General features: G+C 57.5%; 10 protein-coding genes. 6 read left to right on the top strand and 4 right to left on the bottom strand.

What is annotated here, in order from left to right; all coding sequences use genetic code 11:
* Position 1 precedes the first annotated feature (1 nt).
* Both gabT and RIB87_RS10020 read right to left on the bottom strand, forming a co-directional pair.
* On the bottom strand, positions 2-1,288 hold the full coding sequence (gabT, locus tag RIB87_RS10025) for a 4-aminobutyrate--2-oxoglutarate transaminase (RefSeq protein ID WP_350146130.1): 1,287 nt from the start codon (positions 1,286-1,288) through the stop codon (positions 2-4).
* A gap of 188 nt (positions 1,289-1,476) precedes the next feature.
* Positions 1,477-2,907, bottom strand: a complete 1,431-nt coding sequence (locus RIB87_RS10020) for a sigma-54 interaction domain-containing protein (RefSeq protein WP_350146127.1) — start codon at positions 2,905-2,907, stop codon at positions 1,477-1,479.
* A gap of 207 nt (positions 2,908-3,114) precedes the next feature.
* On the opposite strand from RIB87_RS10020, the gene RIB87_RS10015 reads away from it, so the two are divergent.
* The 5 genes from RIB87_RS10015 to RIB87_RS09995 all read left to right on the top strand — a co-directional run bounded on the left by RIB87_RS10015 (position 3,115) and on the right by RIB87_RS09995 (position 9,124).
* Positions 3,115-4,689, top strand: a complete 1,575-nt coding sequence (locus RIB87_RS10015) for an ABC transporter substrate-binding protein (protein WP_350146125.1) — start codon at positions 3,115-3,117, stop codon at positions 4,687-4,689.
* On the top strand, positions 4,689-5,705 hold the full coding sequence (locus tag RIB87_RS10010; RefSeq protein ID WP_350146122.1) for an ABC transporter permease: 1,017 nt from the start codon (positions 4,689-4,691) through the stop codon (positions 5,703-5,705). The genes RIB87_RS10015 and RIB87_RS10010 overlap by 1 nt, the downstream gene beginning before the upstream one ends.
* Complete coding sequence (locus RIB87_RS10005; protein WP_350146120.1) at positions 5,702-6,583, top strand: ABC transporter permease; 882 nt, start codon at positions 5,702-5,704, stop codon at positions 6,581-6,583. The genes RIB87_RS10010 and RIB87_RS10005 overlap by 4 nt, the downstream gene beginning before the upstream one ends.
* Positions 6,583-8,163: a dipeptide ABC transporter ATP-binding protein gene (locus RIB87_RS10000; RefSeq protein WP_350146118.1), complete on the top strand. Its 1,581-nt coding sequence runs from the start codon at positions 6,583-6,585 to the stop codon at positions 8,161-8,163. The genes RIB87_RS10005 and RIB87_RS10000 overlap by 1 nt, the downstream gene beginning before the upstream one ends.
* Before the next feature lie 64 nt (positions 8,164-8,227).
* Entirely contained in the window at positions 8,228-9,124 is an 897-nt protein-coding gene (locus RIB87_RS09995) for a carbon-nitrogen hydrolase family protein (protein WP_350146116.1), read from the top strand.
* Between the two features lie 53 nt (positions 9,125-9,177).
* Here RIB87_RS09995 and RIB87_RS09990 read toward each other — a convergent pair whose 3' ends face one another.
* Both RIB87_RS09990 and RIB87_RS09985 read right to left on the bottom strand, forming a co-directional pair.
* The gene (locus tag RIB87_RS09990) at positions 9,178-9,999 is read right to left on the bottom strand and encodes a dienelactone hydrolase family protein (RefSeq protein ID WP_350146114.1); all 822 of its coding nucleotides are present in this window, start codon (positions 9,997-9,999) and stop codon (positions 9,178-9,180) included.
* Positions 10,000-10,098: 99 nt separating this feature from the next.
* A complete protein-coding gene (locus RIB87_RS09985; RefSeq protein WP_350146112.1) occupies positions 10,099-10,971 on the bottom strand; it encodes a sulfotransferase domain-containing protein in 873 nt (290 codons plus the stop codon).
* A 287-nt stretch (positions 10,972-11,258) separates the two neighbouring features.
* On the opposite strand from RIB87_RS09985, the gene RIB87_RS09980 reads away from it, so the two are divergent.
* Positions 11,259-14,342 carry a porin gene (locus tag RIB87_RS09980; protein ID WP_350146110.1) on the top strand — a complete coding sequence of 1,028 codons (3,084 nt, stop codon included), beginning with the start codon at positions 11,259-11,261 and terminating at the stop codon, positions 14,340-14,342.
* Positions 14,343-14,465 lie beyond the last annotated feature (123 nt).

Genomic DNA, 14,465 nt, shown 5'->3' with positions numbered 1-14,465 from the left:
TCTACTGGCGTGCGTCCGTCAGCGAAGCATCCAGAATATCCAACCCCTCTTCCAGCACGTCGTCCGACACGGTGAGGGGCACGAGCACGCGGATGGTGTTGCCATGCACGCCACACGACAAAAGGATGAGGCCCTTCTCAAGCGCTGCTGCTGTCACGCGCTTGGTGGCATCAGCATCCGGCTCGTCGCTACCGGCAGATTTGACAATGTCAAAACCGACCATGGCGCCGGGGCCGCGAATGGCGGAGATCGGCAATGTGTCATTGCGCTTTGACGTCTCGTGCAGACGCGCCTTAATGCGATCACCAATCGTGTTGGCGCGCTCAAGAAGATTTTCTTCTTTGATAACATCCAGCACGGCAAGGGCCGCGGCGCAGGCAAGCGGGCTGCCGGCATATGTGCCACCCAGTCCGCCGGGGTCGGCCGCATCCATCACGTCTGCTTTGCCGATGACGCCGGACAGCGGCAGTCCGCCTGCCAGAGATTTGGCAACCGCAATGAGGTCTGGCTCGATATCATAGTGTTCGACGCCGAACATCTTGCCGGTGCGCGCAAAACCAGCCTGCACTTCGTCGGAGATGAGCATGATGCCGTTCTCGTCGCAGATACGGCGTAGCGCCTGCATTAGCTCGGCAGGAGCCTGATGGAAACCGCCTTCGCCCTGCACGGGTTCGATGATGATGGCGGCTACATCCTTTGGCCCGACGTCTGCCCGGAATGTGAATTCCAGCGCCTTCAACGTGTCGTCAACGCTGACACCGTGCGAGGCAATGGGGAACGGCACATGGAAAATGCCGCCGGGCATCGGGCCGAACTTGTGCTTGTACGGCAGCACCTTGCCTGTGAGCCCCATGGTCAACATGGTGCGCCCGTGAAAACCGCCCGTGAATGCGATCACCGCACTTCGGCCGGTGGCAGCGCGCGCCAGCTTCACAGCGTTTTCCGTGGCTTCCGCGCCGGTGGTGAAGAGGATGGATTTTGTCGGGCCTGAAATAGGCGCAAGATCGTTGAGCCGTTCGGCCAGCTCTATGTAGGGTTCGTAGGCTGATACCTGAAACGCTGTGTGCGTAAAGCGTGCGAGCTGGGCCTCGACGGCAGCAACCACTTTGGGGTGGCGGTGCCCGGTGTTGAGCACTGCAATGCCGCCAGCAAAGTCGATGTAGCGTTTGCCCTCAACATCAAACAGCTCGGAGTTCTCCGCACGGTCTGCAAAGACCGGCGTAGCGGTGGCAACGCCGCGTGCGACGGCAGCGGTGCGACGGGAGAGAAGGTCTGCATTGTTGGGCATGATCGGGCACCTGGACATGAGTTTTCACGGCTGCATTTACAGCGCGGCCAACCCGGTTTCGGGTGGCGCTTCATGTCTGAATAGCAATGCCTGTGCCAGTGTCTCAAAAATGCTGAAAGCCAGTGTTTGCATGGCTTTCAGCAACTTTTGCGATCTGTGTTCCTATACAGTCTTGAATAGAAAACACCTCAGCGGGTGAGTTGAATGCCGTGTTTTTTTAACAGGCGTGCGACGGTGGGCTGTGAGACGCCGAGCGCTTTGGCGATTTCAGTCTGTGTACCAAAGTGCTTTGCCGTCTGTTCAATCAACGCGCGCTCCGTTGCCGACAGCGCATCCGCTAGACGCGCAGGTAGACGAGCGCCGGTTCCCGCGTGCGCCCGCAAGGGAACTGATGCCCGCACTTCTGCGGGCAGATCATCAGGCCCGATGTCGTCTGTGCGACACAGAACATAGGCGCGTTCGACGATGTTTTGCAGTTGCCGCACATTGCCGGGGTACCGGAACCGCGTCAGCAGATCGAGGGCTGCCGGTGAGACGCGCCGGTGCTTTCCATACCGCTCCTCCAGCGAGGTCAGCGTGCGGGCAATCAGGGGTGCAATGTCGTCGGGACGTTCATCCAGGGGCGGCACTGCTATGGTCAGGACATTGAGCCGGAACCATAAGTCTTCACGAAATGTGCCTTGCTCGATGCGCTCTGCAACATTTGCGTTGCTCGCAACGATAATCCGCACATCCGCCTGCCGCTCCTTGGTGTCGCCAACGCGGAAGTAGCGCTGGGTATCCAGAAAAGTGAGCAGCTTGACCTGTAGTGACGGTGGCAGCGCGTCGATCTCGTCGAGAAATAATGTCCCCCCGTCGGCCGCTTCAATCAGGCCGGGTTTGCCTCCCTTGCGGGCACCGGTAAAGGCCCCGTCTGCAAACCCGAACAGTTCTGCTTCCAGCAGTGTCTCGGGAATGGCGGCGGCATTCAGGGTCAAGAACGGTTCTGGCTGGCGGTTACTTGAATCATGAATGATGCGCGCGACCATGGTTTTGCCTGAGCCGGTTGGCCCGGTGACAAAAACGGTGGTGTCAAAGCCGGCTGCGGTGATGGCGGTCTCCAGCACCATCTCCATTTCTTCGCTCGCACATACAATGTCAGAGATATCGCTGACCTTGCGGCGCATGGCGGCAAGTTCATTGCTCACGCGCTCGGCGCGGGCGCGTTCGTTGTCGAGTTCGCCGCGCAGCAGATCAAGTTCGGTGACGTCACGCTCATTGCCAACGACGTAGGCCACATTTCCGTTTGCATCAAAGACCGGCAGTCCGCTTACGAGCAGCATGCGGTTGGATTTGACGCGCTGGTTGATAGTAGCCGGGGCCCCTGTTCGCAGAACCTGTGTTGTGACATCAGCATCGAAGTTCCCTTGGTCGAGCAGTTCCTGCACGAGACGACCACACACGTCTTCTGCCTCAATATCGTTGAGCTCTTCGCAGGCCCGGTTGATCCACAGCAGACGCGGCGTGGCATCACATACCCATACGCCGTCGCTCAGTGCATTGAGAATGTCCATCAAGGCATCCGTAGGCAAAGCGTCGTGCGCCTTGAGAGCGAAGTCCGAGGTACGGTCAGTAGACATGCGGGCGCTCCAAACTGGACCTAACGGCAGTATTCAGAATTGAAGCTCATTTCATGGAAATTCACAAATGAATATTCAGAACCGAGATGATGGGCTCTTACTCGCGGAAAACCGGGCTTTGACGCGCGGCATATATTGGCACAGGCTTTGCTGAGTGAGGCCGTTAAGACGTTGTTAAGCAGAGCACCCAGGGGAGGCGTTGATCTGTTGAAGTCATGGGGAACCATCACCCGCGCGCTGTTTGGCGCTCTGGTTCTGGCTATACCGCTATCGGCTGCCGTGTCTCCGGTGCGCGCCGATACGATGGTTTATGCACTGTACGACGACATCAAGGACTGGGATCCGGCGGTCGCTTTTTCGCTTGAAGCGATCCTTCTGCGCAATGTCTATGAGCCGCTGGTGCGCTATGCCGCCCCCAAGCCTGGCGACGCAGGTGACGCACCACCAATTGAAGGTGTGCTCGCCACAGACTGGCAGGCCAGCGACGACGCCCTGACCTGGACATTCACACTGCGCGAAGGCGTGACGTTCCATGACGGCTCGCCTTTCAATGCCGCTGCTGCCAAGGCGGCACTGGACCGCACGATTTCACTGGGGCAGGGCGCTGCCTTCATCTGGGACGGCGTGGAAGAGATCACAGCGCCTGACGACACGACGCTCGTTATCCGCACCAGCCGTCCTATTCCCATTGATCTGATCGCGTCCGCTCAATACGGCGCCTACATTTACTCACCGACAGCGGCTGAAAACGGAACCGAGTGGTTCAATCAGGGTAATGCCTCGGGGACCGGGCCTTACAAAGTCGCCGGCTGGACCCGTGGTCAGCAGATTGTGCTTGAACAAAACGATGACTACTGGCGCGGCTGGCAGGACAGCCAGTTCAAACGGATCATCATGAAAGTGGTGGCGGAGGCCGCAACCCAGGCGCAGCTTATTCGTTCCGGTGGCGCAGATTTTGTCACGCTGCTTCCTGTGGATCTGCTGGAGCGCCTCAAGAACGACCCGGACATTGCGGTTGATCTGGCGCCGTCATGGATCAACACGCAAGCGCTCATCAACACCCAGAAATATCCAACCGACGACATCAACTTCCGCCGGGCGCTGACCTATGCGTGGGACTATGCGTCGATTGCTGACGAGATTTATCAAGGTACCGCAGATGTTGCGCGCGGCCCGGTGCCCACCACCATGTGGGGACACAACGCTGATCTTGCGCCGCCGGCTTTTGATCTTGAGGAAGCCAAGCGGTTGATCGATGCGTCGGGTATTCCGCCGCGGGATCGGAAAATTTCTGCCGCTTACGTCGGCACTGCGGCGGAAGTTACAAACTCACTGTTGGTGTTCCAGGCCTATCTTGCGACCATCGGTGTCGAGCTTCAGTTGCGCCCGGGCCCGTGGGGCAAAATCTGGGATGACGCAAAGAACCTGCGGACTGCACCGAACATTCAGGTGTTGTCGTGGTGGCCAACGTATCCAACGCCTGCGGACTGGTTGCAGGGCATGTACCGCACCGAAGACCCGACGCTTTTCAATCTTGCGCACTACTCAAACCCTGATTTTGACGCGCTGGTGGACGAAGCCCGCACTCTGGAATCCACCGACCGGGAAGCGGCCGTCGCTTTGTACGCAAAGGCGCAGCAGATTCTGGTGGATGATGCTGTGGGTATCTTCTTTGCCGATGTGTCTGCCCGCTATGTCCACCGCGCCAACATAAGCGGTGTGGAGAAAAACCCGGCTTATGTGGGCGTTGATTTTTACAGCCTGCGGCGGGAGCAACTGTAATGCTGCGTTACGCCCTCAACCGTGTTCTGCTTTTGCTGCTGACCCTTGTTGGCGTACTCGTCATCACCTTCATCATCAGCCGTGTGTTGCCGGGCTCTCCTGTTGAGATGATGCTTGGCTCGCGTCCAACGCCTGAGCAAATTGAAGCAGCACGGATTGCGCTTGGACTGGACCAGCCCATCTGGGTGCAGTTTTGGACCTATATGCGTGATGTGCTGTCGGGTGATTTTGGCACCAGCCTGCGCACCGGCCAGTCTGTCATCTCAGATATTGGCGCCCGGTTTGCCGCGACCGCTGAACTGGTGACGGTTGGCTTCGCGCTGGCTTTGGCAATCGGCATTCCGCTGGGCATTCATTCTGCCGTCAAACCCAATGCCATTAGCGACCACGCAGCGCGCAGCGTCTCTGTCATCGGGCTTGCTCTGCCGGTGTTCTTTCTGGGTCTGCTGTTTCAGCTCATCTTTCATGGCCAGCTTGGGTGGCTGCCGCTTCAAGGGCGCATTGATGGCGACCTGATGCTGGACAATCCGTTTGATACCGTCACCGGCTTCTTTTTGATCGACACTTTGCTTGCGGGCAACCTTGCAGCCTTCGGCAGTGCGCTTGCGCATCTCGCGCTGCCAGTGTTGACGCTGGCAGCGGCCACAACCGCGTCGGTCATGCGTGTAACGCGCAACAACATGATCGAAGTGATGAGCCAGGATCACATCAAGACTGTCATCGCATATGGCCTGCCGACTGAGAAGGTTCATTACCGTTATGCCCTGCGCGCAGCGCTTGTGCCGCTGTTGACCGTGTTTGGCCTGATCTATGGCTACATGTTGGGTGGCAGTGTGATCGTGGAATATGTTTTCGATTGGCCCGGCATCGGCGGCTATGCGGTCAACTCCGTCATCACCAATGATTTTCCTGCTGTCACCGGCGTAACGCTGGTGCTGGCGACGGCCTATCTCACCGTCAATCTGGCGGTCGACCTGCTCTATCAGGTTGTTGACCCAAGGTTGCGTGTCTCATGAGCCTCCTCAATCCAGAACAGGATATTCAGCGCCTGTCGCGCAGCGCGCGGTATCGGCGCATGGCCGCGCGCAACCCATTGCTGGTGGTCGGCGGTATTGTGATTGTGCTCATTGTGTTGGTCACAGCCTTTGCGCCCTGGCTATCGCCGCACGACCCAACGGCGCTTGACCTGACGAACCGGCTGCAATCGCCCAGCGCCGACAACTGGTTTGGCACGGACGTGCTTGGCCGCGATATTTTTAGCCAGGTTTTGCATGGCGGCAGGCTGTCGCTGATCGTTGGCTCCATGGCCGTCTTCATCGCCATGCTTATCGGCATCCCTATCGGTTTGATGGCAGGATATTACGGTGGTCGTGTGGATGCGATCATGATGCGTATCTCAGACGTATTTCTTGCGTTTCCCCCGCTGCTGCTGCCGATTGCCATTACGGCGGCGCTTGGCGCGGGGTTGCTCAACACCATGCTGGCCATCGGCATTTCGTGGTTCCCCTGGTACGCACGGATTGTGCGCGCCAGTGTCATATCCGTGAAGAGCGAGCTGTACGTAACCGCCGCCCGCGCCATGGGTGTCGGCCATACCAAAGTCATGCTGCGCCACGCGCTGCCCAATGCCTCCACGCCGGTCATGGTGCAGGGGTCAATGGACTTCGGCTACACAATCCTTGCCGCTGCATCCTTGAGCTTCATTGGTCTTGGCGCGCGGCCGCCTGCGATTGAATGGGGGTTGATGGTGGCATCGTCCCGGGCGCTTTTTCTGGATTATTGGTGGACGGCTGCATTCCCCGGGCTTGCCATTTTCGTGACCGTTCTTGCGGTCAATCTGTTTGGCGATGGCCTTCGGGATGCGCTTGATCCCAAGTTTAGGGGGCGCGTCTGATGGAAACCCCAAACGTCCTTGATGTGAGCAACCTGTCTGTGACCTTTGACACAGCCGAGGGTGCGGTGACGGCCATTGAGGACATCAGCCTGACGGTTGCGCCCGGCGAAGTGCTGGGTCTTGTTGGCGAATCCGGATCCGGCAAATCTCTTACCGCAGCGGCCTGCCTTGGCATGCTGCCGGGCAATGCGCGCGCGACGGGCACGGTGGCCATGAACGGCCAGTCGTATGAAGCATCGGACAAGGCCAACATTGCGGTGTTTCGCGGGCGCGCGGCCATGGTGTTTCAAAACCCGATGGTCGCCCTGCATCCGCTGATGACCGTAGGGCGGCAGATGGCGGACATTATTCAGGCGAATTCTGATCTCAGTCGCACTGATGCTTTGGCCCGAGCACAAACCGAAATTGAGAACGTGCGGCTGCCCGAGGCCCATGCGCAGCTCGACAAGTTTCCGCACCAGTTTTCAGGCGGCCAGCTGCAACGCATCATGATTGCCATCGCCTTGACGCTGGACCCGGACCTGCTGATTGCGGACGAACCCACCACTGCTCTTGATGTAACGGTACAGGCCGAAATCCTTGATCTCATCCGTGATCTGCAACGGCGAAAGAAACTGTCGGTTCTGTTTATTACCCACGACCTCAGCATCGTCAGCGAACTGTGCGACCGGGTGGTTGTTGTGCGCTATGGCCGTGTTGTTGAAACCGGCACGGTGCGGGAGGTCTTTGCCGAACCCCAAAACGATTATACCCGCGCATTGCTTGATGCTGTGCCCGCGCTTGGGGATGGTGGTGTTGCCGCCAATGATGTTGAAGAACCCATTTTGGAAGTCCGTGGACTGACGAAGCGCTACGGTGACTTTGAAGCCGTGCGTGATGTCACATTCTCAGTTCGGCGCGGCACGTGCGTTGGTCTGGTCGGCGAAAGCGGATCGGGCAAAAGCACCGTTGCCATGAGCCTGCTGCGCCTAAACGATCCGGTGACCGGCGCTGCCTTCTTTGAAGGGGATGACATTCTGGCCATGTCGGAGCGCACCTTCCATCCGTTGCGCAACCGCATCGGGGTTGTGTTCCAAAACCCTTACTCGTCGCTCAACCCGCGTATGCGCGTGCGTGATATTATTGCCGAGCCGCTGGAGACACATACGGACATTCGCGGCGCCGCACTGGCGGCTGAAGTTGAAAAGAACATCAAGCGCGTCGGCCTTGATGTTGAACATCTGTCACGATTTCCGACGGATTTTTCTGGCGGGCAGCGCCAGCGCATTGCCATTGCCCGCGCGCTGGCTCCAGCACCGGACCTTCTCATTCTGGATGAGCCGACGGCGGCGCTGGACGTGTCCGTGCAGGCGCAGGTGCTTGACCTTCTGGAAGAGCTTCAACGCGACCTGTCTTTAACCTATCTGTTTATCACCCATGATTTGGCTGTTGTTGAGCGGCTGGCGAGTGATGTCATTGTGATGTATCGCGGCGGCATCATGGAGCAGGGGCCGGTGGCTGAGGTATTTGCCCATCCCAAAACCCAATACACGCGCAAGCTGCTGGCATCCGTACCAAAACTTGTTCGCGTACCTGCCTGATTTCTTGCTCACATGCCATCACACACGATGCCCCCAAATCGATGCCTAAAGGACGACTGATCCCATGACCAAGTTCAACATTGCAGGCCTTCAACTCAGCCTTGGTGTCGGTGACAACATGGCTGAGATAACCAAGCAACTGACGGTTATGAAGGCGCGCTTTCCCTGGGTCGACATGGCGGTACTGAGTGAGTTGTCGCCGCACGGTCCCCTTGCAACCAATGCGGAGGCCATACCGGGGCCGACGGAAAACAAGTTTTGTGATCTGGCGCAGCGGCTGGGCATTTGGCTCGTCACGGGCTCTATTTACGAGAAGGCCGGCGACAAGATTTACAACACTGCCAGTGTCATCGATCCCGACGGCAATGTCGTTGGGCGTTACCGCAAGATGTATCCATTTTTGCCATATGAAAAAGGCATCGCGGCAGGTGACGACTATCTGGTTTGGGATGTGCCGGGGTTCGGGCGGTTTGGGTTGTCCATCTGCTATGACATGTGGTTCCCGGAGACCACGCGAAATATGGTTTGGATGGGCGCTGAGGTGATTATTCACCCAACACTGACCAACACCATTGATCGCGATATGGAACTGACGCTTGCGCGCGCCAATGCCATTTCCAACCAGTGCTATTTCTTTGACATCAATGGTGGCGGAGATCTTGCCTACGGCCAGTCAATTATTCTGGGACCGGAAGGCGACATTCTTCATCAGGCGGGGCGGGGCACGGAGATCATGCCGATCCCCGTCGATTTTGAACGGGTTCGGCACGTGCGCCGTGAGGGCAGCAAAAACTTCGGCCAGCCCCTTAAGTCGTTCCGCGATGGCCCCACTAATTTCCCGGCCTATTCAGAAGGTCCGGCAAGCTCGCTCTCACTGCGCGGGCTTGGCAAGCTGGAAATGCCGGGAGCCGACAAGGCAAAATCGTCAGATGCAACAGATGCCGCAGGTGGCGACGCATAACGCGCCGTCACCCGTAGCTCTTTAACCACGCACCGCGAACGGCGCCTCAGACCTTACTGCTGAGGCGTTTTGTGTTCGTCGAGGAATGCAAACACGATGTCCTGCACTTTTTTGACATAGAGCAGATAGTGATCGTCGTGCAGACGGTCCGGCGAGGTATAGACAACGGACGTGCCCTGGGTGTGTTCATCCATGAAGTCACCGCAGTGGCCGTCAAAAATCGGGTCTGGAAACCACGGATCGTTTTCACCATAAAGTGCCAGCACGGGCTCATCCTTGGGTGAGTTCAGGCCAATATACTCCTCCCACCCCGCATGACATGGCCAGCCTTCGATGATGCGGCCGGCAACGGGCTGACCTACATAGGTCGCCGTTGTAATCGCGCCTTCGCTGTGGCCTGCCATGAAGATGTTTTCGGGCTGGACCCAGTCGAACTTCCTGACATTGGTCAGAGCGTTGTCGGCCTCTGCCTGACGCCACCCCAAAACTTCGCGATGCAGGCTGCCGCGTGGTATCAGCGGGTTACAGCTTGTGGGTTTATGCTCGCGGGCAAAACTGTCTGGCAGGAAGACTGCGTATCCGGCGGATGAAAAAATAATCGCAGACCGTTTGGGAACGCTTCCAAGACCATCGCAGCCATGCAGTTGCACAATGGTTGGCAAAGTGGGGCCAACACCTTCGGGCAGCGTTGCACCAGCTGCTTCAAACGCGCTGATGGTCTGTTTGATATGCCCGCCATCACCATCAGGCAAATAGACCAGGCCGTTTGTCCAGGTGCGGTCGATTTCCTCCTGCGGACCACCTTCAAAATCATTCGCTGCCGCCGTGCCGGGCGCAAAGGTGACGCCCATAAGGGCGGATGCCAAACCTGCCATACACGCGACAGTCAGCTTTCGTCTCAGGGGTATATGACGCATCACAGATCCTTGTTCTAGATTGTCGACAATCCACCCAAGAAGGTTAAATCGCTTTGTCTAGCTGTGTCCATCAAGATCGGTGGAATAACCGCATCGGCGCATCAGCTTGCCTTGTGTTTCGATGATGCGGTCAATCTGCGCCTTGCTCAACTGTGCCGCGCCACTTCCAGGTTTTCCGTGGTTGAAAAACCGATCTGTATGGGTGCTTCGCTCGGCAAAACCTGACGCCGCTTCCTGCTGCTGCAACACGCCAAACGACGACCGACGGATGGCCCTGTTCAGGCGCGCGCGCGGCACTTTGATGCCGAGGTAACGGGTGACCAACCCAAAGGTATTAACGGTGTCGGTATACATGTCTTCATATCGCACCACCTGGGGTATCTGTTGTCCGGGTTGGGGCGGTTTATCCGTGCCCTCAATCCACCTGCTGAGATGTGCATGCCAGGGGCCAATGCGCTCTGGTACATGGGCTGCTGTGTTATCGCTGGCAAATGTATCTGACGCCATAAGGTCAATCATTGCATCAAGGCTGACGCCGTAGTGCCGCGCTGCAGACGGGACGATATCCAAGGGATTGCGGACAATATAGAGGGCGCCGCGCGTCAGGTCTGGCGGAATGAGGTGCTGTGTTGTGGCCTGACCCCATGCTGCCAGTGGCGCATGGGTTTTGACAAACACCATGTTCGGCGACTGTTCGCTCATCAGCTCTAATGCCCGATGCCGCAAGCGCAAGAGTGCGGATGCATCAAGACCGGATGTGTCGCCGCCGAAGGCCAGATCGTACCATTGGCGCCCGGTTGTACTCGCAAAATAGGTTCCAAGATCGGCAAGGGTGAGGGAGCGTTCCTCACCCCACAGGAGTTGCATCAAAAAGGCCCGCAGCCAGGTATTGCCAGACTTGGGATACGACGCGATCCAGATGGTCTTCATGGGTAGTCCTTTTGCCTGCCAACCTGAGGTGTAGATCCCGACTTCCTGCACGCTGCGCGCGCATCTCTGACACCATTTCGTTGCGGATTTGACACATTTTAGGCTTTACCGACCATTAACCAACGGTCCGCGTTGATGACAGTGCTTTGGGGTGTAATTATCGGAGAGTAATTGTCGACAATATGCAAACAGGCAGTGCGTTGATGTACGGTCTGTGGTCGCCCAGTCAAGTGCGCCTGGTGGGGGTGTGAGAAGGGCGACAGGCACATGGTTCACCGGGGGCTACTATGACACGCACACATCTGCTTGGAACAACGATGCTTGTTGGCGTAGCCCTTGCGGCGCTGCCTGCGGCGGCACAGGATTTTCAGCTGACAGATCGTACATTCCTGGAACTCGAAGGCTATGCCGCACCCTCGACGTCTTTTGGCGGCGACAATTCAGGGTTTTTCTTTCTGGGCGAAGGGCAGGGCCGGGTCACGCATCTTCTGGGTAACGGATATGCTGTTGGCGCGCAGACCCGTATTGAAGCCAAAACCGCTGAGAATGATTTTTCTTCGGAATTTGAAGTCGATCAGGGCTGGGCGTTTTTCTCCACACCTGTGGGTGATGTTACGACTGGCATCACGGCTGGTGCTGCCACCGTGTTTGGTTTTGGCGCGCCATCGGCGATCGGGCGTGGTTATGGTGTGAACTCGCCGGAGTTCGTGCATTCGCAAAACCCATTTCTTGCACCTTTCGCTGCCACCAGCTCTCCAACATTTTTTGACACCAATTTCCGCGTTGGGGTGAACACACCCGTCAGCAATGACTGGATCATTGCGGCGAGTTGGGCGCCGCGCATGGATACCACCAACAACCAAACGCAGGACCTGCTGGACGTCACCGAGATTGCCGGTCTGTATCGCTTTAATGTTGGCAATGTGGATGTTGGTGTCAGCGCCGGTGTCATGCAGGCGAATGTCAACAACGGCAACACGTTTCCGGCGATCGCGTTCAACGACAAAGTACGCGCCTATAACGTGGGCACCGAGATCAAGTATGGCGGCTTTACAGCCGGCGGCTCGTTCATGACCTACAAAAACCTTGAGGGTTTTGATGACGTCGATTTTGAGTCAGTCACTGCGGGCATAACCTACCGCACTGACCCGTGGATCTTTGGTGTGTCGTATGGCTTCTCCATGACAGACCTGCCCCAATCGGGCACCAGTTTTAATGTGCTGCTGGGTGATGCGACAGCAGACATTCTGGAAGTCGCTGCGACGTATGCCTGGTTGCCGGGCGTTGATATTGGCGCCGCCATTGTTCATACCGACCGTCAGGATAACCGGTTTGGCACGGGCCTGAATAACACCAACACTTATGGCGTTTTGCAGACTACGTTCAAGTTTGGCGAAGCTGATTTTCTTGCTGCACCGGCGCAGGCCGTGTTTGGCCCGGAAGGCAAGTATCGCGGTTACTTTGAAGGCGAATACAAGGGTGGCAATGATCGCCAGCTAGGGACGGGCAACATTTTTGCCCCGCTCTGGCAGGACGATGACTCGCTGTTTTACACCGACCTTCGGTTCCAGAACGACGATGCCGGGTCCGGCGAATACAACCTGGGTCTTGGCTTCCGCCAGATCGTAGCGGACAGCGTGGTGGTTGGCGCTTATGGCTTCTTCGACCAGCGCACCACACAGGCCGACAATACCTTCAATCAGGCGACCATCGGCGTTGAAGCGCTCACCGAAGACTTTGACTTCCGGGCCAATGGGTACATTGCTGAAAAGGATGCCAAGGCCATTGTCGGCGCAGCAGGTACAGCCGTCATTGTGAACAACCAGATTTTTGTGCAAGGCCAAGCTGAACGCGCTCTGTCCGGGTTTGACGCTGAAATCGGTTACAAGCTGCCGCTCGCATTTGAAGATACCGAAGTTCGTATTTTCGGTGGTGGGTATCACTTTGATGCATCGGGTACAAAGGCGGTTTCAGGTCCACGCGCGCGCGCTGAAATGCGCTTCAACGATATTTCGTTCCTTGGTGATGGATCTCGCCTGACGCTTGGCGCTGAAATCCAGGACGACTCCGTGCGCGGCGAACAGTTCTTTGGTGTGGCGCGGTTGCGCGTTCCCTTCTCCACCTTGCTTGGCGGGCGTCGCTCCGACAACTTGTCGCCACTCGAAGAGCGCATGACGGAGCGCGTTCAGCGTGACGTGGATGTTGTAACGGGAGCACAGGCAGGCACACTGGAAGCAGCGGTAAATCCGCTGACCGGCCAGCCTTACGGCAACATTGCCTATGCCAACGCAACCGGCGGCGGCAGCGGCAGCAGCCTTGCAGATGCAACTGATGTTCAATCAGCCGTTACGCAAGCCGGACCGGGTGGCATTGTGGTGGTGGATGGCACCGCCGGTGTGGTCAACACAAACGGCACAGTGACGCTTGCCTCAGGCCAGACATTCACCGGCGCTGATGCTGCATTGTCTGTACCGGTTGTTGGTTTAGAGAGTGGTGCCACCGCATTGGCACCCATATCGGGTGGTGGTGCACGGCCAACAATCAACTCTGCCAATAATGCGGTGGCCAATCTGCAGGTTGCAGCAAACACAACGGTGCAAAACGTTGACCTTGTCGGCGGTTTCATGGGCGTCACTGCGGATAATGCACCCGGCCTGACGATTGACAACGTGAACATCAGCGGCACCAACCCAGGCAACCTGGCTGGGTCAGCGGGTCTTTCAATCGTCAATACCGTTGGTGCAACGGTCAATAACACCACCATCGGCACCAACGGCGGCGCAGGTGCCCGCGGGCTGTTTGTGAACAATTCCGGCGTGATCAATGTCAACAACATGACCATTGGTGCGATGACTGGCGCAGCCTCAACAGGCGCACTGGTGCAAAGCTCGCTCACAACCAACCTGACAAACACAACGGTGACGGCGGTAACAGGAACCACCGCGACCGGCATTGCCTATAACTTCTCCACCGGTGTGGTCAGTGGTGCGGAAGTTCTGCAGGTCGGCAGCGTGGCAGCGGCGGGTCTCAACCGGGGCATCAGTTTGTTCGACTCGATCGTAACTGTTGAGAACTCGACCATCGGCGGAAACGCTGCGGGCCAGGGTATCACTGGGCAGGCATTCTCATCGATCTACATTTATGTCGGCGGCAGTACCGCAACCTTGAACAACAACCAGATGATTAACTCGGTTGGCTTCAATAACAATGAGTTCGGCATTCAGACTGCGTCTGGCACCGGCCCCGGTGTTGCGTTGGGTGGCACCGGCAACACGACAACGAACATAGCTACTCCGTGTGGCAACAACTTCTTCTTCCCGGCTGCGCCGATTATTGGCAATACCGGTCTGAATGGCGGTACCTGCCCATAAGACTATGAGGTGATGCGTCTTGCGGTTTTGGTGTGGTGGCAATGCTGATATTGTTGCCACCACACCAAGTCGATTGTGTTCACGCAAGGACCGCCAATAAGGTCCGATACTCAGACAAGACGG

It is taken from the genome of Pyruvatibacter sp. (assembly GCF_040219635.1).
Lineage (GTDB): Bacteria > Pseudomonadota > Alphaproteobacteria > CGMCC-115125 > CGMCC-115125 > Pyruvatibacter.
Note: the sequence above shows the minus strand (reverse complement) of the source record. Positions and strands in the feature narration are given on the sequence as shown.